We start from the raw sequence: 25123 nt of genomic DNA, 5'->3' as shown, positions 1-25123 counted from the left end.
ACGCCCCCGCGGAGTCGCTCCTCGGCGGACGCCGATCATCGGGCGAGCCGGGCCCAGGCCAGGGAGCGACGCTGGGTGCTGTGTCGCGACAACGGGGACGAGCCCCGGAACGTGATCGCCGCGTCCCGATGAGACTAGTGACCGGGGTACACGGAGACAACCCCCGGGTGTCCCCACTTCGGGGGACCATGAGCGGACACCCCGACGCGCCCGCCGGGAAACACCGGGTCGAGACCGCCCCGGTCCTCCTGTATGGTGGTGCGTGCGTCCGCAAGGGCGCATGGAGACGTCGCATAGTCCGGCCGAGTGCACCACCCTGCTAAGGTGGAGTCCCCTTTGAGGGGACCGAGGGTTCAAATCCCTCCGTCTCCGCACACGGACAGAAGCCCCGCCGATCGGCGGGGCTTCTTCGCTGTCCGGGTGGGTTCAGGCCGCGTCGGTGGAGTCGAGCCAGCGCATCCAGCCCTCGAGCTGCGCCTTCGCGCTGTCGAGTGTGCTGTGCTGCCCGTGGACCTCGCCGCCGGAGGACCGGACCGCGTACCCGTCGTGCCAGGAGATGACACCCATGAGCGTCGACCCGGAGCACCCCTCCCAGTGGCCAGCGTGCGTCTCGGTCCAGAGCATGCCTTCTCGCGCAGTCATCGACACGGCCCGCCCCCGCGCGTCGTCGGGGACGCGCTGTCGAGGAGGGCGGTTCTTGTGAGCGGTGGATGCATGACGGCTTCCGGTCGGCTGTGGATCGATCCGGCGGCCGGGGGCTGGGTCACCTGCCGGTGACGGTAGTCGCGTCGGCTGGGCGTTGGTCCCGTGACCGGCAGACGGACTGGAGGCTCGGTGCGGGCGTGCACCGAGCCTCCAGTCCGTCACCTGGTCGCGGTTCAGCCGACGGTGCTGATGCTCCCGGTCCGCACGGGGCGTGCGGCGCCGCCGCGGCGCGCTGCGCCGGCGGGCACCGCCACGAGCGCGAGCCCGGCCAGGGTGATGGCGGCGCCTGCCCAGATGGGCGAGGTGTAGCCGAGGCCGGCGGCGATCGTCAATCCGCCGATCCAGGCGCCGAACGCGTTGCCGAGGTTGAACGCGGCGATGTTCGCGCCGCTCGCCAGGGTCGGGGCGTGGTCCGCGTAGTGCATCACGCGGGTCTGCAGCGCCGGCACGGTGGCGAAACCGAACGCACCCATGAGCACGAGGGCAACGACGGTGAGCACGGGGTTCGTGGCGACGACGGCGAAGAGCGCGAGGACGACCGTCAGGCTCGCGAGCACGACGAGGAGCGTCCGGTCGATCGACTTCGCGGCGAGGCGGCCGCCGGCCCAGTTGCCGACGAACAGGCCCAGACCGAAGACGACGAGCAGCCACGGGACCGCGGCCGACGCGAAGCCCGAGACGGCGGTGAGCGTGTACGCGATGTAGGTGAAGGCGCCGAACATGCCGCCGTACCCGAGCACGGTGACGCCGAGCGACAGCCACACCTGGCCGGAGCGGAACGCGCCGAGTTCGCGGACGAGTGACGGCGCCGCGTCCTGTTTCGTGGCGGGCACGAGCAGGGCGACTCCGACGAGGGCGACGACGCCGATCGCGGCGATCGCCCAGAAGGTGGCGCGCCAGCCCATCGCCTGACCGAGGAACGTGCCGAAGGGGACGCCGAGCACGTTCGACGCGGTGAGCCCGGTGAACATGAGTGCGACGGCGGAGGCCCGCTTCTCGCGCGCGACCATGTTCGACGCGACGACGGAGCCGATGCCGAAGAACGCGCCGTGGCAGAGCGCGGCGACGACACGGCCGGTCATCATCACGCCGTACGTCGGTGCGAGTGCCGACAGGGTGTTGCCGATGACGAACAGCACGAGGAGTCCGATGAGCACGGGCTTCCGGGGGAGCCTGGTGGTGGCGGCGGTCAGGCCGAGCGCGCCGACGATGACCGCGAGCGCGTAGCCCGTGACGAGCCAGCCGGCCGTGGTCTCGGTGACGCCGAAGTCCGCCGCGACCTCCGGCAGCAGTCCGGTGATGACGAACTCGGTCAGTCCGATGCCGAAGCCGCCGAGCGCGAGTGCGATGAGTCCAGCAGGCATGCGTGGTCCTCTCCTGTTGTCCGCCGCGGGCATGCCGCGTACGCTGGTAGTTGCGAGCGCGGGATAAATAGTTGCACACGCTAGGTGTGTGCGCAAGCAACTATCTGCGCGTGCAACGACTTGGGAGGTCCTCATGAGCATCGACGACACGGCGATCGCGGTCCGCGCACACGGTTGGCGCACCCTCGGCGCGCTGCACAGCCTGATCGAGTCGCACCTCGAGCAGGCACTGCGCGAGGTCGACCTGTCCGTCGTGGAGTTCACGGTGCTCGATGCGCTCCGGCGACAGGACGGCTTCCACATGCGGATGCAGCAGCTCGCGCGCGCCGCGGCGCTCAGCCCGAGTGCGACGACGCGGCTCGTGAACCGGCTCGAGGAACGTGCCCTGCTGACCCGGGTGCTCTGCGCGGACGACCGTCGAGGGCTCTACACGGAGTTGACGCATGCCGGCTCCGCGCTCTTCGATCGTGCGGCACCGATCCACGCCGCCGCGCTCGAGGCAGCGCTGACCGAGGCGCACGGCGTGCCGGAACTCGACGAGCTCGCGACGGCGGTCGAACGCCTGGAGTACGAGCGCGTCTGACCCGCTACCGTGACCGGGTGGTTCGTCGTGCGGGTGTCGTGGTGGCCGTCCTCGTGTCGGGGCTGGTGCTCGCCGGGTGCGCATCCGGTTCGGGGCTCGAGGTCGAGGCGTACGTCGAACCCGGCGGGACCGCGGTGGACCGTGTCACCGACGCCGTCCCGCTCGCGACGACGATCGGGGTCGACGGTGTCACGGTCGCGGACGACGGCTCGCGCCTGAACGAGGCTCCCGCCGGACTGGCCGGACTGGCGTCGGCCGCGGGTGGTTCGGCCGAGCTCCTCGTGAGCAACTACTCGTCGACGATCGGTGACTTCTCGCCGCAGGCCGGCACGGCGCTGCTGTCCTCCGCGGAGAACCGCGGTCGTGTCGCCCGCCAGGTGGCCCGCGCCGCCGACGACGCCGGGATGCAGGGCGTGCAGATCGACCTCGAGTCGCTGCGGGCCCGGGACCGAGCGGGGCTCGTCGCGTTCGCCGCCGCGGTCCGGGACGCCGTGCACGATCAGCTCGGCGACGACGCGCGGGTCTCGATGGCGGTGATGGCATCGACGTCGGCGGCCGGGTTCCGGGCGACCGGGTACGACCTGCGCGGACTCTCGGAGCACGTGGACCGGTTCGTGCTCATGACGTACGACCAGCACGGTCCGTGGAGCGGGCCCGGCACGGTGGGGGCGCTGCCCTGGGCGACCCGGGTGGTGCACGCTGCCGAGGCGCAGGGGCTCCGCGCGGACCGCATCGACCTCGGGATCGCGTCGTACGGGTACGCATGGGGTCCCGGTGCGGGTGACGCGCCGCTGGGGCCGGGAGCTGCACGGCGTCTGGCGGGGGACGCGGCAGTCTGGTCGGACCGCGACGGGGAGTGGTCGGCGGAGCTCGACGACGGACGCGAGCTGCACTGGTCGGATGCCCGCTCGTACCGCGCGCGGACGGCGCTCGCGCGGGAGCTCGGGCTGCACGGTGTCGCGATGTGGTCCCTGAACTCGATGTCCTTGCCGCGCTGACGGGGTGGCCGGTGCCGGTGGGCGTCGGTGGGATCGAGTGCGCGGAAACGGGGACGTCCGGCGGGCGAGGATCCCCGTTTCTGCGCACTCGATCGCTGGGGCGCTACGCCCGCGGGGGAGCGGTGGTGCTGCGGACGACCAGGGTGGGCGTCACGAGGTCACGCGTCGGTGCCGGGCGCGACGAGTCCCCGATGAGGGTGATCAGCCGGGCGGCCGCGAGCCGTCCGACCTCGTCGTTGTGCGGGTCGACCGTCGTGAGCTGCAGCAGGGGCGACGCCGCGAGCGGGGTCTCGTCGTGGCCGATGACCGACAGGTCCTCCGGCACGCGCAGCCCGGCCTGTCGCGCAGCGGCGATCGCTCCCATCGCCATCACGTCGTTCGCCGCGAACAGTGCGGTCAGGGACGGGTGCACGGCCAGAGCTGCCCGCGCGGCGTCGAACCCGGTCTGCTCGGACGTCGGCCCCTCCCCGAGGACCAGGGGCTCGACGCCGGACGACGTCATCCGGGCGACGGTCGACACGCGCCGCGCTGCTGCCGAACCACCGGCGCCGGTCAGGTGCGCGATGTGCCGGTGCCCGAGCCCGACGAGGTGGTCGACGGCGATGCGTGCGCCGGCGGCCTCGTCCGACGCCACCACGTCCAGCCCGGGCGGGACGGACGCGCGCTCGCCGGCGACGACCACGGGGGTGTCGTCGGGGACGAGGAGGTCGACCGAGCTCTCGGCCCCGAGGATGACGCCGTCGACCCGGAGCGACACGAGGTCGTCGAACGGGGAGCTGCCGAGGTGCGCGTTCGCCACGGCGTCGGCGAGCGTCAGACGCAACCCGTGTGGTGCGAGCGTCGACCGGATGCCGTCGAGCATCGGCACGTACCAGGGGTTGCGGAAGTCGTCGACGACGACGCCGATCGTGCGGGTCCTGGTGCCGGCGAGGATCGCGGCGGCACGGTTCGGCCGGTACCCGAGCGACGCGGCGGCGGCGAGGACGGCCGCGCGACGGCTGTCGGAGACGCCGGGGTCGTCGCGCATCACCATCGAGACCAGCGACTTCGAGACGCCCGCGAGTGCTGCGACGTCGATGATCGTCGGCGGACGGCGGTTCGACACGGTCGCTCCTTGACAGGACATGGGGAGGTGGGTCTACAGTCTACCGACCCCTTCTGGAACGTTCCAGAACCGAACGGACCGGTCCCCGACGGACCAGGACCGGAAGAACCAGCTCGAAGGAGAGCACATGCGCGAGAGCATCGGCGTCGCCGTCATCGGCGCGGGCATGGCGGGCAAGGCCCACATGGCCGCGTGGCGGAACGCCCCGTCCCTGTTCGCTCCGACGCTGCCGCCCGTGCGGCTCGTCTCGATCGGGGACGTGTACGAGCCCCTCGCCGCCGAGGCCGCGCAGCGCTTCGGGTTCGAGCGGCACGACACCGACTGGCGGGCGATCGCGGCCGCCGACGACATCGACGTGGTGAGCGTCGTCGTCGCGAACCGCCTGCACCGCGAGATCGTCGAGGGGCTTCTCGCCGCCGGCAAGCACGTGCTGTGCGAGAAGCCGTTGGCCGACTCGCTCGAGGACGCCCGCGCGATGGCCGACGCCGCCCGTGCCGCCGAGGCACAGGGCACGATCGCCCGCGTCGGCTTCACCTACCGACGCGCACCGGGCATCGCGGCGATCCGCGAGCTGATCGAGGACGGCACCCTCGGGAAGGTCCTGCACCTCTCCGGCCGCTACTGGACCGACTACGGATCCTCGCCGGACGTCCCGTTCTCGTGGCGCTACGCCGGCGCTCCCGGAACGGGCGCGCTCGCCGACGTCGGCTCGCACCTGACGTACATCGCGGAGTTCCTCGCCGGAGACGTCCGGAGCGTCACCGGCGGGCTCTTCACCACGACGATCACCGAACGACCCGTCGCCGCCGGACACGCACTCCGGGGTGCGGCAGTCGAACTGACCGGCGAGACGCAGGCCGTCGAGAACGACGACTACGCCACCTTCAGCGCTCGTTTCGGCGACGGTGCCGCGGTCGGCTCGCTCGAGGTGTCCCGCGTCGCGACGGCCCATCCGAACGGTCTGGTGATCGAGGTCTTCTGCGAGGGCGGCGCCGCGCGCTGGGACCAGGAGCGGCCGTCGGAGATCGGCCTCGCCCTGCAGTCCGACGGCTCCCGCCTCGGTGGGTACCGCCAGGTCGTCCTCGGGCCGGACCACCCCTACGTGGCCGGCGGTATGGCGATGGACGCACCCGGCGTCGGCTGGGGCCAGAACCAGATGTTCGAGTACCAGGCGCGCGCGTTCCTCGACGAGGTCGCCGGCGTCGCCGATCCGCTTCCGCGCAACGCCACGTTCGACGACGGCGTGCACAACATGGAGGTCCTCGACGCGGTGGTCCGGTCCGCGCAGGCGGACGGGGCCGCAGTGACGACGAAGCAGGAGCAGCACGCATGAGGCTCGGTCTGTACAACGCGATCTTCCACGACCGCTCCCTCGCGGACGCCCTGCGCGCCATCGCGGAGAACGGTCTCACCGGCATCGAACTGAACACCGGCGGGTTCCTGCCCCCGGTGCACGTGCCGGACATCGACGCCATCCTGGACGACGACCAGGCACGGGACGCCTTCCTCGCCCGGTTCGACGGCACCGGGGTGTCCATCGCCGGCCTGAACTGCAACGGGAACCCGTTGCACCCCGACCGCACGATCGGGGACGCCCACGCCGAGGACATCCGGCGCAGCATCCGGCTCGCCGCCCGCCTCGGCCAGGACCGCGTCGTCACGATGTCGGGCCTGCCGGCGGGGGAGCCCGGTGGCGTCCGCCCGAACTGGATCGTGAACGCCTGGAACTCCGCCGCACTCGACGTCCTCGAGTACCAGTGGAGCGTCGCCGTCCCGTTCTGGCAGGAGATCGACGCCCTCGCCCGCGAGCACGGCGTCAAGGTCGCGCTCGAGTTGCACCCGCAGAACGTCGTCTTCAACCCGGCGACGATCCGCGAGCTCGTCGAGCGGGGCGGGTTGACGAACGTCGGCGTCGAGCTCGATGCGTCGCACCTCTTCTGGCAGCAGATGGACCCGGTGGCGGTCGTCCGCGACCTCGGTCCGCTCGTCTTCCACGCCGCGGCGAAGGACGTCAGGATCAACCCGCACGCGGCGATCAACGGCGTCCTCGACAACTCGTTCCGCCGACTGTCCCCGGACGAGCCCCGCACGAACCTCGGTGGCGACGAGTGGGCGAACGAATGGCCGAAGCCCTCCGCCTGGGACTTCGTCGCGCTCGGCAAGGGCCACGACGAGGCGTACTGGTCCGCGTTCCTCGAGGCACTCCACGAGGTGGACCCCGAGATGTGGGTGAACATCGAGCACGAGGACACCGAGCTCGGGCGCGAAGCAGGCGTCGCCGTGGCGGCGCGCGTGCTGCGTGCGGCGGACGAAGCGCTGGCGGCGCGCGTCGGCTGAGCGGGGCACCAGACTGGAGGCTCGACCAGCGTCTGCCGACCGGCGGACGCTGGTCGAGCCTCCAGTGTGTCCCCGGACGCGGTCGGTGACACATCCTCCGGTCGCTGTCACCGGGCCGATGTAGCATGCGCGGACCACTGTCCCCACCCCCTGAGGAGACCTGCGTGCCGGACGCCCCCGACCTCGCCATCCCCGTCGACCAGGTCCGTGACGCGGGTGCGGCGATCATGTCCGCCGTCGCCACGGTGGTCGACGGCAAGACCGACGCGATCCGCACGGCGCTGACGGTCATGCTCGCAGAGGGACACCTGCTGGTGGAGGACGTCCCAGGGGTCGGCAAGACCGTGCTCGCGAAGGCGCTCGGCGCATCGGTGGGCGGGTCGGTGAACCGCATCCAGTTCACCTCGGACATGCTGCCGTCGGACGTCACCGGCGTGAACATCTTCGACCAGTCCTCCGGCACGTTCCGGTTCTCGCCCGGCCCCGTGTTCGCGAACGTCGTCATCGGTGACGAGATCAACCGGACCAGCCCGAAGACCCAGTCCGCGCTGCTCGAGGCGATGGCCGAGTCCCAGGTCACGGTCGACGGCGTCACCCGCGTGCTGGAGTCGCCGTTCATGATCGTCGCGACGCAGAACCCCGTGGACATGGAGGGGACGTACCCGCTGCCAGAGGCGCAGCGCGACCGGTTCATGGCGCGCATCGCGATGGGGTACCCCAGCGTCGAGGCCGAACGTCGGATGCTCACCAACCGCGGCGGACGCGACCCGCTGACGTCGCTCCGTCCGATCGTGGACGTCGGCACCCTCCGCGCGATGGTCGCGTCGGTGCGCCAAGTGCACGTCGCTCCCGACGTCGAGGCCTACGTCATCGCCATCGTCCGTGCCACCAGGACCCACCCCGACCTGGTGCTCGGCGCCAGCCCGCGCGCCACCCTGCACCTCGCGCAGGCCGCACGCGCCCACGCCGCCCTGCAGGGCCGCTCGTTCGTCACCCCGGACGACGTCGCGGAGCTCGCGCCGATCGTCCTCGCGCACCGGCTCGTCCCGGTCGCCCGCGGGCTCGGTGGCACGGCCGAGGACACCGCGCGCGAGATCGTCGTGCGCGTCGTCTCGGAGACCGCGGTGCCGTTCACCGCGGCGCCAGTCCGGTCCTGATGTCCCAGCCGCCCGGCACCTCGACGCTGCTCCGCCGTGCAGGGGCGGCGCGGTCGGTCCTGGACCGGTGGGCGAAGCGTGCGGCGGCGATGGCCCGTCGGACCCCGTTCCCCCGGCCGACCGCCCGCGGCTGGTCGGTCATCGCGGTCGGGATCGGCCTGATCGGCGGCGGACTCGTCGCGACCACGAGCGTCGCCGTGTCCGCCGGGCTCCTGCTCCTGGTGCTCGTCGTGCTCGGGATCGCGATGGCCTTCGTCGTCGCGGCGCCGCTGCGGGGATCCCGTGCGGCCCCACGCGCGATGGTGCAGGTCGGCGAGGTGTACCGCGAGCGGATCACCCTGCGCGGGACGACGATGCCGATCGGGCCGCGCTCCACCCTGCTCGTGCGCGAACAGCTCGAGGACGCGTTCGCGAGCGTGTCCGACGCCGAGGCCCTCGTCGAGATCGGGCCGTCGGTGCCACCAGCGGTGTTCGACGTCGAGGCGCTCGCGATGCACCGAGGCCGGACGGTCGTCGGGCCGGTGACCATCCGTGTCGAGGACCCGTTCGGCCTGCTGCGCATCGACCGTCCCGTGGTCGCCCCGGAGGAAGTGGTGGTGGTCCCGGCTTCGACGGCCCTCTCCGCCATGGACACGGGAGCACTCGCGGGCGCGGTGTCCGCCGACGAAGGACGTGTCGGTCAGGGCGGTTCGGCGGACGACAGCGAACTCCGCCCGTACCGTCCAGGCGACCCGATCCGCCGCGTGCACTGGGCGCAGAGTGCCCGTCGTGGCGAACTCCACGTCCGCCAGACCACCCAGGCGCAGCCGCCGGAAGCGGTGATCGCCCTGGACGTCCGCCGCGAGTCGTACCAGCAGCTCGGGCGGGACGACCTGGCGGAGCTCGCCGACCTCGGTGGCGACGCCGCGTTCGAGCACGCGGTCGTCGTCGCTGCGAGCGTCGCGCGGGCCCTCGCCGCACGGACCTCGCGCGTGGTGCTCGTCACCGACGACATCGGCGGTGACACCCGGCACACCGGAGACGCCGGCGGGCTGACCGACGTGCTCGTCGGGTTGGCGGACGTCCGTGTCCGCGGCGACGCCCGTCGGGTGACGGACGTGCTGCCCGACGTCCGTGGTCGCGACGTGCACGGCATGACCGCCGTCGTCACCGGACACTGCACCGCCGAGCAGGCCGCCGAACTCGTGTCGTCGACGAGCGGTTCCAGCCGCGGGATCCTGGCGACGATCGTGCCGCCGGACCCGGTGGTGCGGGGGATCCTCGACCGCGGCGGGTGGCGGACGCTCGTCGTGCCGGTCGCCGGCGCAGGAGCACTGCGGTGACCGCGCAGGACACCCGCCCCGCCAGCAGGGGCCGGGCCGACGTCCGCGAGATCCTCGACCGCGAGGACGACCGCGCCGCACCGTCGCCGTGGGTGATCGCCCTCGCGCCCGTCCCCGTCCTGCTCGCCGCGCTGGCCTTCCGCCCGCTCGTGCAGGGCATCGCCTGGTGGACGTCCGCCCTCGCCATCGTCGTGGTCCTCGTCGGCGTCGTGCTGGCCGTCCGCCGTCGGTCGCCCGGCGTCCGCTTCGTCGCCCTGGTCGCGACGCTCATCGCGTGTTCGTGCGCCGCAGCACTCGTCAACGACATCCAACCGCTCGGGTGGATCGACGGGAACGGAGCCCTCGGGCAGACGATCGCGGCGATCCGGCTCAACCCGGCACCGCTCCCGCAGACCGATCCGATCCGGCTCGTCGTCACGGTCGCGATCGCCTGGGTCGCGGCTGCGTCGCTGTTCCTCGCGACGGTCGCACCCGCAGCGGCGCTCGCCGCGGCTCCGGCACTCGTGATCCTCATCGTGCCGGGCGTCGTCACCGGGACACCCGCGAGCACCGGGCTCGTCGTCGTCACCGGACTGGCGTTCCTCGCGCTGCTGTGGCTCTCGGTCCGTCCGGTGCAGCGGGCGTTCCCGGCGACGCTGATCGGCGCCGTCGCGCTCGTGGTCGCCGTGGGGCTGCCGACGATCATCCCGCTCAACGCCAGCTGGCTGTCCGGTGTCACCGGGGCGATCCAGGCGCCGATCCAACCGGGGCGACCGGGCACGCTGCTCAACCTCGGGCAGGACCTCCGTCGGCCCAGCGAGCTCGAGGTGTTCCGGTACCGCTCGTCCGACGGGCAGCCGGAGTACCTCAAGCTCGCCGACCTCGACGAGTTCGGGACGGGGGACTGGGTCCCGACCGTCACCGACGTCAGCGACGCCCAGACCGCCGACCAGCAGCAGTGGGCCGTCGGGATCAACCCCCGGTTGGCGAGCCGCGGCGACGTCACCGTCCGCATCACCGGTCTGTCGAGCAACTACCTCCCCGTGCCGTCCGGGGCGGTCTCCATCCAGTCGCAGTCCACGAACCTCGAGCTCGACCAGTGGCGGTGGATGGGCGACTCGAACACCGTGCGCTCCACGGGTCCGGCGACCCGACGCGGGGCGACGTACGAGGTCTACGGCGCCTCGACCTTCGCGAACGCCTACCTCGACGCCATCGACGCCGCCGGACGGCTCGACCGGTTCGACGGGCGTGGCTACCCGACGCCGTCCAGTGCACAACTGCGGACCGACCTCGCCCTGCCGAAGGACCTGCCCAAGAGCATCTCGACCACGGCCGCCCGTGTCGCCGGCAGTGCCGAGACGGACTACGAGAAGGCCAGGACCCTCGAGGAGTGGTTCCGCAGCGACCTCTTCACCTACTCCGAGACCGCCCCCGTCGAGCAGGGCTACGACGGCGACAGCATGGACGTCGTCGCGAAGTTCCTGCAGGTACGGGAGGGGTACTGCGTGCACTTCTCCTCCGCTATGGCCGTGATGGCCCGCACGCTCGGCATCCCGTCGCGGATCGCGGTCGGGTACCGGGCGGGCGGGACGCAGGAGGACGGCGAGTACACGGTCTCGAACCGGCAGCTGCACTCGTGGCCGGAGCTGTACATCAAGGGCGCCGGCTGGGTCGCCTTCGAACCGACCCCGGACTCCGACTCGGCGGCGACGTCGTCCACGGAGCCGACGACGACGCCGAGCGCGGCCGACCCCGCCACGCCGCTGCCGGAACCGAACGCGTCGAACGAGCCGTCCACGTCCGCGAGCCCGACGCCGAGCGCCTCGGCCGCCCCCGGGGCCGCGGGGTCGACCGGCGGCTCGGGCAACGGGCCGTGGGGCCTCGCGGTCGGCATCCTGATCGCGTTGGCGGTGCTGGTCGCACCGGCGACCGTGCGGGCGGTCCGCCGTCGATCCCGGCTCGCCGCGGTGGCCGACGGCCGGTCGCCAGCGGTCTCGGCCTGGCGTGAGCTCCTCGACGACGTCGCCGACCACGGGTACGCGCCCGGCCTCGCACCGCCCGGTGACGCCGCGGCGGTGGCACGGACCGCGCGCGCCGTGCTCGGGCGACTCCGGTCGTCGGTGCCGTCGTCGGTGCTGCCGTTCCTGGAGTCGGCGGTCGACGCGGTCGACCAGGAGCGCTACGCGCCGGCGGGTTCGGTCGACGGGGCAGCGCTCGTCGCGACCGTCCGGGAGGCACGGGTCGCCCTGGACGCGTCCGTCCGGCTCCCGCAGCGGCTCCGGTCGCGCCTGCTGCCGCCCAGCCTGACGCCGTCGTCCGCCTGGTCGCACGACGGCCCGCGCCGCCGGCGTCCCGCGTAGCGCCGCCGGCGTCCCGCGGGGTCTTCGGCGAGCCGAGACTCGGGCTGAGCGACACGTCTTGCGGGATCCGCCGCGAGGAGTGTCGCTGAACGCGAGACTCGGGGGCGACGGCGCGAGACTCGGGTCAGCGCGGGCGGATGACGGCCTCGACGAGGGTGGCGACGACCTCGCCGGGGTTCACGCCGTCGAGCGCGGGGGAGTCGAACACGATGCCGACGTTCGCGCCGATGAGCGCGGTCGAGAAGACGTCGAGCGGCATCCCCGGGTCGATCTCCGGGTGCGCGCCGAACCACAGCAGCACGAGTCGGTGCACGCCGTCCTGGAGCACCCGGCGCTGCCGGACGAACTCGGGCATGAGCTCCGGGCGGCGGATCGCGAAGCCGCGGAACTCGGACAGCAGGGCGAACTGCGCGCTCTGGTCGTGGCGGCCGAACGCTGCCCGGACGATGTCACCGATGTCGGCGGCGGCGATGTCCTCGCGCACGAGTTCGTCGAGCGAGCCGAGCACCAGGTTCGTCGCGCGCTGCATCACCTGCGCGACGAGGTCCTCCTTCGAGGAGAAGTTCGAGTAGACCGCACCCTTGCTGAACCCGGCGCGGGCGGCGACGTCGTCGAGTCGCGCTTCGTGCACGCCCTGTTCGGCGAAGACCTCGGCACCGGCGGTGAGCAGGCGCTCGCGCACCTCGGCTCTCGGGGTCCTGGCCGAGGTCTGGCGGTCGTCGGGAGAAGCAGCGTCGCTCATCTGTTCCTGGTTCAGACGGAGCCCGGTGGCACCGGGCAGACGTGGAGGTCGTACCCGTCCATTCTGCTGATCGCGCGTGGGCCGGGGGACCTGGCGCGCCGTGCATCCGATCACGCGCGACCACGGGTGGTTCCGGCGCGTTCGGGTCGCGTCGGTCCCCATCCGTGCGCTGCACGTGCCCGGCCGTCCGACCGGGGTGTGTGTGCCGGGTCCGATACCCGGCGGGATCGATGCTACGCCCGAGGGGCCGGACGCGGAACCGCTCAGTCCGCGTCGTCGTCCTCGGTGTGCACGCTCCCAGGGCCCCGGCGGCGTCCCGGCCGACGGAGCAGACGGATCGCATCCGGACGGATCCCCTTGCCCCGACGCAGCAGGGACGCCAGCGTCGACTGCGGCTGCCAGTCGCGACCGTTCGGCAGCCCCCAGCCCCACCGCACGGCGCCCCACCGGAGCACGAGGGAGAGCACCACGGCGGCGACGATCCCGATGGTCGGGGAGCCGAGTGCCGAGGCGACGACCATCACCGCCGAGGCGGCGACCGCCACGGAGGCGTAGAGGGCGTTGCCGCCGAACACCGCGGGCACGCGCCGGAGCAGCAGGTCCCGGCCGACACCGCCGCCGACCGCGGTGATCGTGCCCATGATGATCGCCGCGGGCCACTCGAGTCCGGCGTCGAAGGTCCGTTGCACGCCGACCACCGCCCAGAACCCGATCACGGCGGCGTCGAGGAACGTGAACAGTCGGTCCCAGCCACGCTCGGAGAACGACACGAAGAAGGCGACGAGCGCACCGGCGACCGCGATCGGCACGTACAGCGGGTCGGTGAGCGCGACCGGTGGGCCGTTCTGCAGCAGCACGTCGCGCAACATGCCGCCACCGAGCCCCGAGACGAACCCGACGACCAGGAACCCGAACAGGTCGAGCCCCATCGTCCGGGCGACCGCTCCGCCGAGGAGCGCGGACGCGAAGACCCCGGCGAGGTCGAGCACGTTCGTCACGGCGGCGAGGCCGTCGGCGGAGAGCAGGTTCATGAGAACCATCAAACCCCACGCCGAAGTGGTAGCCGGGAGGGGTGAGGTAAGGCTAACCTTGCCTTCGCCATGCTCGCCACCCTCGTCATCGGTCTCCGTGAAGGCCTCGAAGCCACGCTCATCGTCGGCATCATCGCTGCCTTCCTGCGCCGCAACCGTGTCCCGCTCGCGCCGATGTGGCTCGGGGTCGGGGTCGCCGTGCTGCTCAGCGTGGCCGTCGGCTTCGGCCTGCAGATCGTCGAGCAGGCCCTCCCGCAGGCCCAGCAGGAGGGCATGGAAGCGGTCATCGGCATCGTCGCGGTCGTCTTCGTCACCGGGATGATCGTCTGGATGCGCACCCACGCGCGGACCCTGACGACGGAGCTCGAGGCGAGCGCGACACAGGCGATGGGCCGCGGGACCGCGTGGGCGCTCGCAGGCATGGCCTTCCTCGCCGTCCTCAAGGAGGGCTTCGAGACGGCGGTGTTCCTCCTCGCGACCTTCCAGGCGTCGTCGGACACCGGGCTCGCCGCACTCGGCGCCCTGATCGGCATCGCGGCCGCGGTCCTCATCGGCTACGGCATCTACACCGGCGGCGTCCGGCTGAACCTGTCGAAGTTCTTCACCGGCACCGGCGTCTTCCTGGTGTTCGTCGCCGGCGGGCTCGTCCTCACGGTGCTCCGACGCGCGCACGAGGCCGGCTGGATCGTCATCGGCCAGCAACGCACCGTCGACCTGAGCTGGCTCGCGCCGAACGGCTCCGTGCAGGGCGCCCTCGTCACCGGCGTCCTCGGGATCCCGCCGGACCCCCGCGTGACCGAGGTCCTCGGGTGGGTCCTCTACGTGGTCCCGGTCCTCGCGATCTCGCTCTGGCCACGTGCCTGGCGGCCGGCGGCGGCACGGGTCCCCGTGGTCCGCACCGGCATCGCCAGCACCCTGGCCGTCGCTGCGATCGCACTCGCGATCGCCGTGCCGTCCGGCGGCGTGCACGTCCCGTCGACCGTCGCGACGACCGGCGACCAGACCTCGGTGTCCGCAGAGGTGCACGGTGCGTCGGCGGTGCTGCGGACCACGGGCAACGGCAGCCAGACCCGCGTGGACTTCCCGGCGTCGACCCACCGCACGGTCATCCGAGCGGGGCTGACCGCCGACCGCTGGCGGTCGACCACCACGGGCGGTGGGACCCCGACCAGCGACGACGAACCGACGACCCTCACGCTGGACGACCTCGTCGGGATCTTCGGCCGGGTGCCCGTCGGCATCTCGCCGTCGACGAACCCCGGCCCGTTCCGGGCGGAGTGGGCCGTCTCCGAGACGACCACGCTCTGGACCGTCGCAGGCGGCGTCCTGGACGCGACCAGCTCGGAACGTTCGGTGCTCACCCTGAGCGGTGGGGGCCTCCCGTCCGCTCGCACCACCACGATCGACCGCAGCGCCTTCGCGGTCCCCGACTCCCGCGTCCAGCGGACCGCCACGACCGTGGCGGCCGCACAGACGCGGGCCGCTGAGCTCGCGCTCTGGAAGGCATGGCTGCCGATCGCCCTCGGCATCGCAGCTGCCGCACAGTTCGCCCTCGCACTCCGTGACCGCCGTCGTCAGACGGCGCTCGCCGACCACACCCCCGAAACCGTCCCCGCACGCGGCCCGCCCGCCGGGGACCCTGCAAGGAGTCCCGACTATGCCGTTCGGTAAGCACACCGTCCGACCCCTCACCACCCTCGGCGCGCTCGGTGTCGTCACCGCGCTCGCCCTCACCGGGTGTGCGGCCACGTCGTCGTCCGCGACGGACGACTCCACGGACTCCGGGAAGGTCTCCCGCGTCTCCATCACGCTGACGAACGACGGCTCGGACAAGTGCGCCGTGTCGACCACGAAGGTCCCGGCCGGGCCCGTGACGTTCACCGTGAAGAACGAGTCGTCGACCGCCATCACCGAGGTCGAGCTCCTGCAGGACCAGCGGATCTTCGGCGAGAAGGAGAACCTCGCACCAGGGCTCGACGCCGTGCGGTTCACCGCGACGCTCGGCGGCGGGAAGTACCAGGTGTACTGCCCCGGTGCGGACAAGGAACTCACCGACTTCACGGTCACCGGCAAGGTCGCCTCCACCGCGAACAGCAGCGCCGCGTCGCTCCTGAAGTCCGGCGCGACGGGGTACTCGAAGTACGTCGACGCCCAGGTGAGCGACATGGTCACCGCGGTCAAGCAGCTGCAGACGGACATCGACGCGGGGAACCTCGAGGCCGCGAAGAAGGACTACGCCGACGCCCGCCCGTACTACGAGCACGTCGAGAGCGACGTCGACGGTTTCGTGAAGAAGGGCTTCAAGGCGACCGACAACGCCGGCAACCTGGACTACCTGATCGACATGCGGGCGTCGAACCTCGACGACGCCGTCGGCTGGAGCGGCTTCCACGCGGTCGAGCGCGACCTCTTCGAGACGGGTGCCATCGGCGACGGGACGAAGCAGTACGCGGCAGACCTGACCACCAACGTGACGCTGCTCGCGAAGCTCGTCCCGACGCTCGACTACAAGCCCGAGGACCTGGCGAACGGTGCGGCCGGGCTGCTCGAGGAGGTCCAGTCGAACAAGATCACCGGCGAGGAAGAGGCGTACAGCCACATCGACCTCGTCGACCTCGCTGCGAACGTCGAGGGTGCCCGTCAGGCCTTCGCGTACCTGAAGCCGGGCCTGACCAAGCTCGACCCGACGCTGACGAAGCAGATCGCCACGCAGTTCGACAAGACGAACAGCATGATGGACGGCTTCCGCAACGCCGACGACCTCGGCGGGTTCGACAGCTGGGACGACGCCGCCAAGTCCGCGCACGCCAACGAGATCTCGCAGCGCGTCCAGGCACTGCAGGACCCGCTGTCGCGGCTGGCCGAGAAGGTCGCCACGGCGTGACGGACGGTCCTGCCCCGCTCTCCCGCCGCGGGCTGTTCGGCGCCGGCGTGGCCGCCGGTGCCGGGCTGGCCGCTGCCGGAGCCGGCGTCGGCGCGGCAGCCGGGATCGCCGGCGCGACCATCGCCACCGGCGTCAACCCGTTCGCCGCCGCGACCAACGGCGACGAGTCCATCGACCTGTCCCTGAGCCACCCCTTCTACGCGACAGCCGCCCGGCAGCCGCAGGGCGGGATCCGCACCACACCCCAGCGCTACTGCGTCTTCATGACGTTCGACATGTCGTCGTCGGTCGCGACGGACCTGCAGGTGCTGCTCGCCCGGTGGTCCGCGTCGATCGCGCAGCTGCAGGCGGGCAAGACCGTCGGCTCCGTCGAACCCGCCCACGGCGACGGCGTCGGTGCGGACACGGGTGAGGCGCTCGACCTCGGCCCGGCGTCCCTGACGGTCACCGTCGGGCTCGGGCCGGGGATCTTCGACGAGCGCTTCGGGCTCGCGTCACGACGCCCGGACGCGCTCCGGCAGATCCCGACCCTGCCGAGCGACCGGCTGCAGGAGGGCCTGAGCGGCGGGGACCTGTCGCTGCAGGCGTGCGCCGACGATCCCCAGGTGGCGTACCACGCGATCCGCGACCTGGCCAGGATGGCCCGCGGCACCGCGACGGTGCGCTGGACCGTCCTCGGCTTCGGTCGGGCGTCCGCTGGGCCGTCGCAGACCACGCCGCGGAACCTGATGGGGTTCAAGGACGGCACCAGGAACGTCACCACCGACGAGGAGTACGACCGGTTCGTCTGGGTCGACCCAGACGGCGAGGCCGACGGGTGGATGGCCGGTGGCACCTACCAGGTCATCCGGAAGATCCAGATGAACATCGAGATCTGGGACGCGGACGTCGTCAGCGATCAACAGCGGGTGTTCGGCCGCACCAAGGTCGAGGGCGCGCCCCTGTCCGGCGGCACGGAGCACACGACGCCCGACTTCCACGCGCGCACGGCATCGGGCGACCGCAAGATCGACGAGAGATCGCACGTGGCGCTCGCGGCGCACGAGAACAACGACGGCGTGAAGATCCTCCGACGCCCGTACAACTACACGGACGGACTGAACCAGTACGGCCAGCTCGACGCCGGCCTGCTGTTCGCGGCGTACGTGAACGACCCGGAGCACTTCACCCGGATCCAGCGCCGACTCGGCGCGGTCGACCGGCTCAACGAGTACATCGCCCACATCGGTTCCGCGGTGTTCGCCATCCCGCCGGCCCCGAAGAAGGGCTCGTACATCGGCGAGCAGCTGTTCCGCTAGCGGCACCGAGTGGTGAGTGGGTGCCCTCCGTCGTTTCCCTGGAGACGGAGGACACCCGCGCCACGGGGTCTCGCCGGGCGGAACCACCGTCCGGGATGAGAGGCGACCCAGCGCGGCGCGTCGCTGTGCGACAAGGCAGAGAGTACCGCGCCGTTCTGCGGATGCACAGTGATCTGCTGATCGAGGACACGGAAAACGGGCCGTCTCACCTGGATGAGACGACCCGTTCGGCGCACTGGAGGCTCGGTGTCAGTCCGCCTGCACGCTCGCCTGCGCCTGTGCGCGCTTCCGGCGGGCGATCACCATCGCCGTGAGGCCCGCCAGGAGCAGCAGGCCGGCGGTGACCGCCGGGGCCGCCAGTTCGGCACCCGTGTAGGCGAGGGCTCCTGTTCCGCTGCCCGATGCGGTCGGGTTGCCGGCCACGTCGGTACCGGTACCCGTCCCACCCGCGCCGGTGCCGTCACCCGTGCCGCCGCCGGCTCCAGGCGTGCCCGGGTCCGTCGGGTCGGTCGGGTCGGTGGCGACCGGGACCGGGACGGTCGCGGCGAGGGTGATCTGCTGGCCGTTCGGCAGCGTCACGACGAGTGGCTCCTCGGTCGTGGCGGCGGGGGTGACCGCTGCCGCGAGCGTGACGGCACCAGGAGCTCGTGCCGCCGCCGGTGTGGCTGCCGCTCCGCCGGGGACCGGGAAGGTCAGCGTCGCGCGACCCTGTTCGTCCGTGGTGTCGATGATCGTCGTGTCGATGTCGGCGCTCGCGAGCTCCTGCCCACCGGCGCTGACCGAGACGGTGCCGCCCTGGTCCGCCGCGTTGCTGAACGTCAGGGAGGTCAGACCGACCGTGACCTCGTCGCCGGCCCGGAAGCCGCCGTCGGGGGTCGGGGTGACCGTGACGCCCACGGCACCCTGGTCGTCGTTCACGACGACGTCGGGGGTGGCCGTGAAGTAGTCCACCTGGGCCTGCAGGTCGACGGTGCCGCTGTCGGCCTTCGCCGATGCCTCGTTGAACGCGCCGAAGTTGTCGCCACCCGATGCGAGGAACGAGTTCACCGTCACCTTGTACGTCGTGCCGGCCTCGATCGGTGTGCCGTCGAGCTGCATCTCGGTGATCTTCGAACCGACCGCTGCCGTCGGGTCGTAGGTGTACGAGAAGCCCTTCGACGTGCCGAGCTTCAGGAACGGACGGCTGGACCCGGTGGGCTGCCACTGCTGTTCGAGCGCGCGACGGATCTGGTCGCCGGTCAGGTCGAGGACGACCAGGGTGTTCGCGAACGGCTGGACGCCGGCGGCCTCCTGGTAGGTGACCTCACCGTCCTGCTCGCCGTTCCCCGAGGCCTTGTACGTCATGTCGGTACGGAGGCCGCCCGGGTTCATGAAGGCGATCTGGGAGCCGTTGCGCTCGGTCTGCTTGCGCTGGACCTCGGCGATGAAGTTGCCGAGCGTGGATTCGCCACCGCGGTTCTCCGAGCCGTCGGTCTGCTTGGCGCGGAGCATGTCCTGGTCGATCGTGCCGAGGACCACCTTGCCCTTCACGTCGGCGACGGCCTTCGCGTCGCTGACGAGCTTCGTGATCTCCGGGTCCGCGGGGTAGGCGCCCGTCGTCAGGGAGATGTTCTCCGCGGTGGCGGCCGTCACCTTCTTGGTCGCGGGGTCGATCGTGAGCTTCGCGTGCCCGAGGTACCCGCCGTAGGAGCCCGTCTGGATCACCGGACGCGCGGTGGTGCCGTCGGTCGGGACGATCGCGTGGTTGTAGAGCTGGTGCGTGTGGCCGGAGAAGATCACGGACACCTTCGCGGTGACGTCCTTCGCGATGTGGCCGAAGTCGTTGTCACCCGTCGCGCTCGCGAGGGTCGCGTCGGCCGCGCCCTCGTGCACGAGCAGGACGAGGGCATCGGCCTCGCCGTTCGACTCGTCGCCGTCGGTGAGCTGGTCGGCGTATTTGTTGACCGAGTCCACGATGTCGGCCATCTCGAGACCCTCGATGCCGGCGGGGGAGACGAGCTCGGGGATCAGCTCCGTGGTCGCCCCGATGAACCCGACGCGGACGCCGCCGATCTCCTCGATCTCGTACGGGTCGAACGCGGGCGTGCCGTCCGACTTCTTCACCAGGTTCGCCGAGACGTGGTCGTACTTCGCGTTCCGGGCGTCGTCGGGGCCGATGATCCGGTCGCGGAGGTCGTCCTGCCCCTTGTCCAGCTCGTGGTTGCCGATCGCGCTGACGCTCAGGCCGATCGCGTTGAGGGCGTCGATGGTGGGCTGGTCGTCCTGCACGAACGAGGTGAAGGTCGAGGCGCCGACGTTGTCGCCGGCGCTGACGAAGGCCGACGCCGGGTTCGCGGTGCGCAGCTGCTCGACGGCGCCGGCGAGGACCGCGGCGCCGGCGATGCCGCTGCCGGATTCGATGCGACCGTGGAAGTCGTTGACGTCGTAGATGTCGATCGACGACGCGACCTCGTCGGCGGCGACCGCTGCGGACGGGACGGAGAGGGCGACGAGGACACCGGCGGTCGCGAGGGCAGCGCCGGTGAGGACGCCCCGCCTCCGCCGAGTGCTCGGGGTTCCGGGAAGGTGGGAAGTGTTCATCGGCGATGAACCTATGAGGACGTACAGCGGGCGCGCCAGCCCTCGGCGCAACTCGTCACATGAAGTTCACACAGGCAACACCTGTGGTGTGGTCGGTGCTCCTCGGCGGTCAGTGCTCTTCGGCGATCAGTGCTCCTCGGCGATCAGGGGGCGGAGCGTGCGGTGTGCGATCCTGAGGCCCTCCAGCACCCGGTCGTCGGTGCCGCCCCACAGCGGGTCCTCGTGCTCGACGCTCAGCGTGCCGTCGAACCCCGCCTCGTAGAGCCGGTCCACGACGTGCGGCCAGTCCACGACACCACGGCCCGGGACCCGGAAGCGCCACCAGCCCATGTCCCATGGGTCGTCCCCCTTGTCGACCTTGCCGAAGAAGCCGTACTCGTTCCGCTTCGCGGGGAAGAGCTCGACGTCCTTCGCCTGCGCGTGCACGATGTGCTCGGCGAACGGCAGGATCGTCTCGACCGGGTCGATGCCGATCCAGGTCAGGTGCGACGGGTCCCAGTTCAGGCCGAAGCCGAGCCCCGTGACCCACCCCCAGAGCTCGGGGGAGTACGCGATGTTCCCAGGGGAGCCGTCGGGGTGCCAGCCCTCCATGACGCAGTTCTCGATGATCAGGCGCACCCCGCGTTCGCCGGCGTGGTCGACGAGTTCGGGCAGCACCCGGTCGCCGAGTCGCATGTTCTCGCGGACGGACAGCGTGTTGTCCCGACCGATGAACGTGCCGACGTACGGCACCCCGAGCATCGCCGCGGCGTCGACGGCGTGGAACAGGTGCGCGCGGATCTCGGCGCGACGGACTGGGTCGTGGTGGAGGTTGTTCTCGTAGTAGGCGAACGCGCTGATCTCCAGCCCGGTGCGGTCGAGCAGCTCCCGGGTCTGCGCTGCGTCGGACTCCGTGAAGGTCGCGACCGGCAGGTGCGCTGCCTCGAAGTCCCGGCCGCCCGTGCCCGGCCAGACGCCGACCTCCAGCCGCTCGTAGCCCTGCTCCGCGGCGAACTCCGCGATGCGGTCGAGCGACCAACCGGGCAGGCACGCGGTGAGCATCCCGAGCTTCATGCGATCTCCTTCCACGCGTCGTCACCGGCGCTGGCGACGACCGCGTCGATGATGCGGGCGGACCGTGCCCCGTCGGCGAAGGTCGGCAGGCCGTCGGGGGCGTCGCCGGTGCGCACCGCGGTGTACGTGTCCGCGACGAAGGCCGAGAAGGCGTCGAGGTAGCCCTGCGGGTGCCCGGACGGCACGATCGCCAGGCGTCGCTGGTCCGGCGACCCCTGGGCCGGGTCCCTGACCAGGATCTGCGCCCCGGTCTCGTTGCCGAACCACGCCGACTCCGGCTGCTCCTGGTCGAACGCCGCGCTGCCGCGGGTCCCGTCGACCTCGAACCACAGCCGGTTCTTGCGTCCAGCTGCGACCTGCGAGATCACCACGTTGCCGATGCGACCGGAGCCGGTCCGGAACGTCGCGACGGCGGTGTCCTCGGTGGTGACCTCGGCGCGCGTCGACGCGTCGGCGAGGGGATCCGGGTCCGGGGAACCCGAGAAGGACGGACCCGACGCGGCCGGTCGGGTCGGGTAGACGATGTCGGTCACGGCGTTCACCGACCCGAAGCGCTCGCCGGTGACGAACTCGACCAGGTCGCACCAGTGCGAGCCGATGTCCGCGAACGCCCGCGACAGTCCACCGGCGCCCGCGTCGACGCGCCACGACGATGAGTCCTCGTCGAGCATCCAGTCCTGCAGGTAGTGGCCGTGGACGGCGAGCACGCGGCCGAGGTCCCCGTCGGCGATCTTCGCCCTGATCTCGCGCACCATCGGGTGGAAGCGGTAGACGAACGGGATCGTCGCCACGACGCCGGCCTCGGCTGCCGCGCGTTCGAGTTCCACCGCCTGCTCACTCGACACCGCGAGCGGCTTCTCGCACACCACGTTGATGCCGGCCCGGATCACCGCGAGCGCCTGGGGGTGGTGTTGGTCGTTCGGGGTGCACACGTGGACGACGTCCGGCCGGTCCGCGATCACCTCGTCGAGGGAGCCGTACCCCTTCGGCAGGTCCAGCTGCGCGGCCACCTGCGCGGAGCGCTCCGCGTTCCTGCCCAGGACCCCGAGCACGTCCGCTCCGGCCGCCCTGGCGGCACGGACGTGCACCGCCGCGATCATCCCGGTGCCGACGACGACCACTCGCAGTCGTCGTCCGGTGTCCTCGTTCGTCATGGTGCTCCTTCGCGCCGTTCCCTCCACCGTATTCGAGCGAGCCGACCATGCGCCGGAACCGATGGGTACGTTCTGAGGCATGGCGAGCCTCCAGACCACACTGCTCATCCTCGGAGCGAGCGGCGACCTGTCCAAACGACTGCTGCTGCCGGGTCTCGCGACCCTGCTCGAGGTCAAGACGGACTGGGACATCCAGCTGGTCGGTGCCGGCGTTGAGGACATCTCGGACGCCGACTGGAAGCAGCTCGTGCACGAGTCGTTCGAGAACGCGCAGGCATCGAAGGACGAGGACGAGGGCGCCGAGGGCACGGCGAAGCTCCCCGAGCGGCTGCAGTCCGTCGTCGACGCGTCGAGCTACCGCAAGGCCGACGTCACGGACGCCGACGACCTGAAGGCACTGCTCGCGGCATGCCAGCACGACCCGGCCGTGTACTTCGCGCTGCCGCCCGCCGTCACCGAGAAGAGCTGCGAGGTGCTCAAGGGACTCGACCTGCCGGAGGGGACCCGGCTCGCGCTCGAGAAGCCGTTCGGTACCGACGCCGCCAGCGCCGAGCACCTCAACGACGTCCTGCACTCGTTCCTGCCCGAGGAACGCATCCACCGCGTCGACCACTTCCTCGGCAGGTCCACGGTCCTCAACCTCCTCGGCCTGCGGTTCGCGAACCGCATCGTCGAACCGCTGCTGTCGAGCGTCCACGTCGACCGGGTCGACATCGTCTACGACGAGACCCTCGGGCTCGAGGGACGCGCTCGGTACTACGACAAGGCAGGCGCGCTGGTCGACATGATCCAGAGCCACCTGCTCCAGGTGATGGCCGTGGTGGCGATGGAAGCACCGGCGTCCATCGACGCCGACGACCTGCGCACCCAGAAGGAACTCGTGCTCCGTGCCGTCCGGCCGTGGGGCGGTGACCCGCTCACCGCCGGGAAGCGCGGGCGGTACACCGCGGGGACGATCGGGGAGCGGTCCCTGCCCTCCTACGTCGACGAGGACGGGGTGGACCCGCAGATCGGCACCGAGACCCTCGCGCAGATCACCCTCGAGATCGCGAACTGGCGCTGGGCGGGCGTGCCGTTCACGCTCCGCTCGGGCAAGGCGCTCGGAGCGCAGCGCCGGGAGATCGTCATCACGTTCAAGGACTCCCCGCACGTGCCCGACGGGCTCACCGGCGTGCAGCGCCCCGACCGGCTCCGCATCTGGATCGCCCCCGACCAGATGCAGCTCGAGCTCAACGTCAACGGACCGGGCGACCCCTACACGATCGACCACACCGCACTCGAGGTCAGCTTCAACCCCGGACGCCTGAGCGCCTACGGGGAGGTCCTCGCCGGTGTCCTCGAAGGCGATGCCGCCCTGTCTGTCCGCGGCGACAGCGCCGTGCAGGGCTGGAAGGTCGTCGAGCCGTTCCTCACCGCGTGGCAGGCCGGCAAGGTCCCGCTCGACGACTACCCCGCAGGCTCCGAGGGACCCGAGGGCTGGGACAACATCCAGGCGTAGCGTCCGGAGACGTGACCACGATCGACGACGTCCTGCAGACCGTTCCCGAACCAGCCGGATCCGACATCACCGTCGAACCCGTGCACTACGAACACGAGGGCACGGCGCTCGCCGGCGTCCTGGCGAAGGACGCCGCGGTGTCCGGCCCGCGCCCCGCGGTCCTCGTCGTCCACGACTGGCACGGCGTCAACGAGCACGTCGAGGCACGCGTGACGATGCTCGCGCGTCTCGGCTACGTCGCGTTCGGTGCCGACGTCTACGGCGCGGACGTCCGACCGGGTGACGACACCGCCGGGCAGGTGGCGTCGTCGTACTACCAGGACCTGCCGCTCATGCGTGCCCGGGTGCAGGCCGGACTCGACCGGCTCCGCGAGGACCCCGACGTCGACCACTCCCGCATCGTCGTGATGGGCTACTGCTTCGGCGGGTCTGCCGCACTCGAGCTCGCCCGCACCGGCGCCGACCTCGCCGGCGCCGTGTCCTTCCACGGCAACCTGCTGACGCACGAGCCCTCCGACGCCGGAGCGATCCGCGCCCCGCTCCTGGTGCTGACCGGCGCGGCCGACCCGGTGGTCCCCGACGCCAAGGTCGCCGCGTGGCAGGACGAGATGCGTGCGGCACCAGGTGTCGACTGGCAGGTCGTCACGTACGCGGGTGCGATGCACGCGTTCGCGGTGCCCGGGACGGACGCGCCCGACCACGGGGCGCAGTACCAAGCGCTGGCCGATCGACGGTCGTGGCAGGCCCTCGAGGTCTTCCTCGCAGAGGTGTTCGGCGAGGAGCTCGCCGGCCTCTGACCGGCGACACGCCGAACACCGGCCCGTGGTCTGCTCGATTGGCGCTCCGGCCTGCACCTGTTGTAGAGTCTTCCACGGCCGCTTCGGCAGCCACGCGCTCGTAGCTCAATGGATAGAGCATCTGACTACGGATCAGAAGGTTGGGGGTTCGAGTCCCTTCGAGCGCACGGTAC

20 protein-coding genes and 2 tRNA genes are annotated in these 25123 nt (G+C 71.6%); 14 read left to right on the top strand and 8 right to left on the bottom strand.

Annotation, left to right across the window (positions count from 1 at the left end):
- Positions 1–282 precede the first annotated feature (282 nt).
- A tRNA-Ser gene (locus AAEP80_RS17355) sits at positions 283–372 on the top strand.
- Positions 373–426: 54 nt separating this feature from the next.
- On the opposite strand, the gene AAEP80_RS17350 is transcribed toward AAEP80_RS17355, so the two are convergent.
- Positions 427–642 (bottom strand): hypothetical protein, encoded by a 216-nt coding sequence (locus AAEP80_RS17350; protein WP_413601228.1) that lies wholly within the window; start codon positions 640–642, stop codon positions 427–429.
- 236 nt (positions 643–878) lie between these two features.
- Complete coding sequence (locus tag AAEP80_RS17345) at positions 879–2069, bottom strand: MFS transporter (RefSeq protein WP_420365289.1); 1191 nt, start codon at positions 2067–2069, stop codon at positions 879–881.
- Between the two features lie 133 nt (positions 2070–2202).
- Here AAEP80_RS17345 and AAEP80_RS17340 point away from each other — a divergent pair, with 133 nt between their 5' ends.
- Together AAEP80_RS17340 and AAEP80_RS17335 are read left to right on the top strand one after the other, a co-directional pair.
- On the top strand, positions 2203–2652 hold the full coding sequence (locus AAEP80_RS17340) for a MarR family winged helix-turn-helix transcriptional regulator (protein ID WP_420365288.1): 450 nt from the start codon (positions 2203–2205) through the stop codon (positions 2650–2652).
- Between the two features lie 17 nt (positions 2653–2669).
- Entirely contained in the window at positions 2670–3650 is a 981-nt protein-coding gene (locus AAEP80_RS17335) for a glycosyl hydrolase family 18 protein (protein WP_420365287.1), read from the top strand.
- A 103-nt stretch (positions 3651–3753) separates the two neighbouring features.
- Here AAEP80_RS17335 and AAEP80_RS17330 read toward each other — a convergent pair whose 3' ends face one another.
- Positions 3754–4755: a LacI family DNA-binding transcriptional regulator gene (locus tag AAEP80_RS17330; RefSeq protein WP_420365286.1), complete on the bottom strand. Its 1002-nt coding sequence runs from the start codon at positions 4753–4755 to the stop codon at positions 3754–3756.
- 127 nt (positions 4756–4882) lie between these two features.
- On the opposite strand from AAEP80_RS17330, the gene AAEP80_RS17325 reads away from it, so the two are divergent.
- From AAEP80_RS17325 to AAEP80_RS17305, 5 genes are all read left to right on the top strand, one after another.
- Positions 4883–6088: a Gfo/Idh/MocA family protein gene (locus AAEP80_RS17325; RefSeq protein ID WP_420365285.1), complete on the top strand. Its 1206-nt coding sequence runs from the start codon at positions 4883–4885 to the stop codon at positions 6086–6088.
- A complete protein-coding gene (locus tag AAEP80_RS17320; protein ID WP_420365284.1) occupies positions 6085–7092 on the top strand; it encodes a sugar phosphate isomerase/epimerase family protein in 1008 nt (335 codons plus the stop codon). Before AAEP80_RS17325 ends, AAEP80_RS17320 begins: the two co-directional genes overlap by 4 nt.
- Before the next feature lie 125 nt (positions 7093–7217).
- Positions 7218–8249, top strand: coding sequence for an AAA family ATPase (locus AAEP80_RS17315; protein WP_420365283.1), 1032 nt, complete (start codon positions 7218–7220; stop codon positions 8247–8249).
- Positions 8249–9571 carry a DUF58 domain-containing protein gene (locus tag AAEP80_RS17310; RefSeq protein ID WP_420365282.1) on the top strand — a complete coding sequence of 441 codons (1323 nt, stop codon included), beginning with the start codon at positions 8249–8251 and terminating at the stop codon, positions 9569–9571. Before AAEP80_RS17315 ends, AAEP80_RS17310 begins: the two co-directional genes overlap by 1 nt.
- Entirely contained in the window at positions 9568–11913 is a 2346-nt protein-coding gene (locus AAEP80_RS17305; RefSeq protein WP_420365281.1) for a transglutaminaseTgpA domain-containing protein, read from the top strand. Before AAEP80_RS17310 ends, AAEP80_RS17305 begins: the two co-directional genes overlap by 4 nt.
- A gap of 124 nt (positions 11914–12037) precedes the next feature.
- Here the strand turns inward: AAEP80_RS17305 and AAEP80_RS17300 are convergent, their stop codons facing one another.
- Both AAEP80_RS17300 and AAEP80_RS17295 read right to left on the bottom strand, forming a co-directional pair.
- The gene (locus AAEP80_RS17300; protein WP_402730083.1) at positions 12038–12655 is read right to left on the bottom strand and encodes a TetR/AcrR family transcriptional regulator; all 618 of its coding nucleotides are present in this window, start codon (positions 12653–12655) and stop codon (positions 12038–12040) included.
- 263 nt (positions 12656–12918) lie between these two features.
- Complete coding sequence (locus tag AAEP80_RS17295; protein WP_281265492.1) at positions 12919–13686, bottom strand: trimeric intracellular cation channel family protein; 768 nt, start codon at positions 13684–13686, stop codon at positions 12919–12921.
- A 69-nt stretch (positions 13687–13755) separates the two neighbouring features.
- Between AAEP80_RS17295 and efeU the strand changes: the two genes are divergently transcribed.
- The 3 genes from efeU to AAEP80_RS17280 are packed head-to-tail and all read left to right on the top strand — an operon-like array spanning position 13756 to position 17868.
- A complete protein-coding gene (gene efeU, locus AAEP80_RS17290) occupies positions 13756–15357 on the top strand; it encodes an iron uptake transporter permease EfeU (protein ID WP_420365280.1) in 1602 nt (533 codons plus the stop codon).
- Positions 15344–16570: an iron uptake system protein EfeO gene (efeO, locus tag AAEP80_RS17285; protein ID WP_420365279.1), complete on the top strand. Its 1227-nt coding sequence runs from the start codon at positions 15344–15346 to the stop codon at positions 16568–16570. Before efeU ends, efeO begins: the two co-directional genes overlap by 14 nt.
- Positions 16567–17868: a Dyp-type peroxidase gene (locus AAEP80_RS17280; protein WP_420365278.1), complete on the top strand. Its 1302-nt coding sequence runs from the start codon at positions 16567–16569 to the stop codon at positions 17866–17868. Before efeO ends, AAEP80_RS17280 begins: the two co-directional genes overlap by 4 nt.
- A 249-nt stretch (positions 17869–18117) precedes the next feature.
- On the opposite strand, the gene AAEP80_RS17275 is transcribed toward AAEP80_RS17280, so the two are convergent.
- The 3 genes from AAEP80_RS17275 to AAEP80_RS17265 form a co-directional block, all read right to left on the bottom strand.
- Positions 18118–20448 (bottom strand): bifunctional metallophosphatase/5'-nucleotidase, encoded by a 2331-nt coding sequence (locus tag AAEP80_RS17275; RefSeq protein WP_420365277.1) that lies wholly within the window; start codon positions 20446–20448, stop codon positions 18118–18120.
- Between the two features lie 126 nt (positions 20449–20574).
- The gene (locus tag AAEP80_RS17270) at positions 20575–21501 is read right to left on the bottom strand and encodes a sugar phosphate isomerase/epimerase family protein (RefSeq protein ID WP_420365276.1); all 927 of its coding nucleotides are present in this window, start codon (positions 21499–21501) and stop codon (positions 20575–20577) included.
- Complete coding sequence (locus AAEP80_RS17265) at positions 21498–22655, bottom strand: Gfo/Idh/MocA family protein (RefSeq protein WP_420365275.1); 1158 nt, start codon at positions 22653–22655, stop codon at positions 21498–21500. The genes AAEP80_RS17270 and AAEP80_RS17265 overlap by 4 nt, the downstream gene beginning before the upstream one ends.
- A 79-nt stretch (positions 22656–22734) precedes the next feature.
- Between AAEP80_RS17265 and AAEP80_RS17260 the strand changes: the two genes are divergently transcribed.
- The 3 genes from AAEP80_RS17260 to AAEP80_RS17250 all read left to right on the top strand — a co-directional run bounded on the left by AAEP80_RS17260 (position 22735) and on the right by AAEP80_RS17250 (position 25117).
- Complete coding sequence (locus AAEP80_RS17260; RefSeq protein ID WP_420365274.1) at positions 22735–24153, top strand: glucose-6-phosphate dehydrogenase; 1419 nt, start codon at positions 22735–22737, stop codon at positions 24151–24153.
- 11 nt (positions 24154–24164) lie between these two features.
- Positions 24165–24950 (top strand): dienelactone hydrolase family protein, encoded by a 786-nt coding sequence (locus tag AAEP80_RS17255; RefSeq protein ID WP_402730091.1) that lies wholly within the window; start codon positions 24165–24167, stop codon positions 24948–24950.
- A gap of 94 nt (positions 24951–25044) precedes the next feature.
- A tRNA-Arg gene (locus AAEP80_RS17250) sits at positions 25045–25117 on the top strand.
- The last annotated feature ends 6 nt before the right edge of the window (positions 25118–25123 follow it).

Origin of the sequence: Curtobacterium sp. L3-7 (assembly GCF_048756585.1) — a bacterium.
GTDB lineage: Bacteria > Actinomycetota > Actinomycetes > Actinomycetales > Microbacteriaceae > Curtobacterium.
Note: the sequence above shows the minus strand (reverse complement) of the source record. Positions and strands in the feature narration are given on the sequence as shown.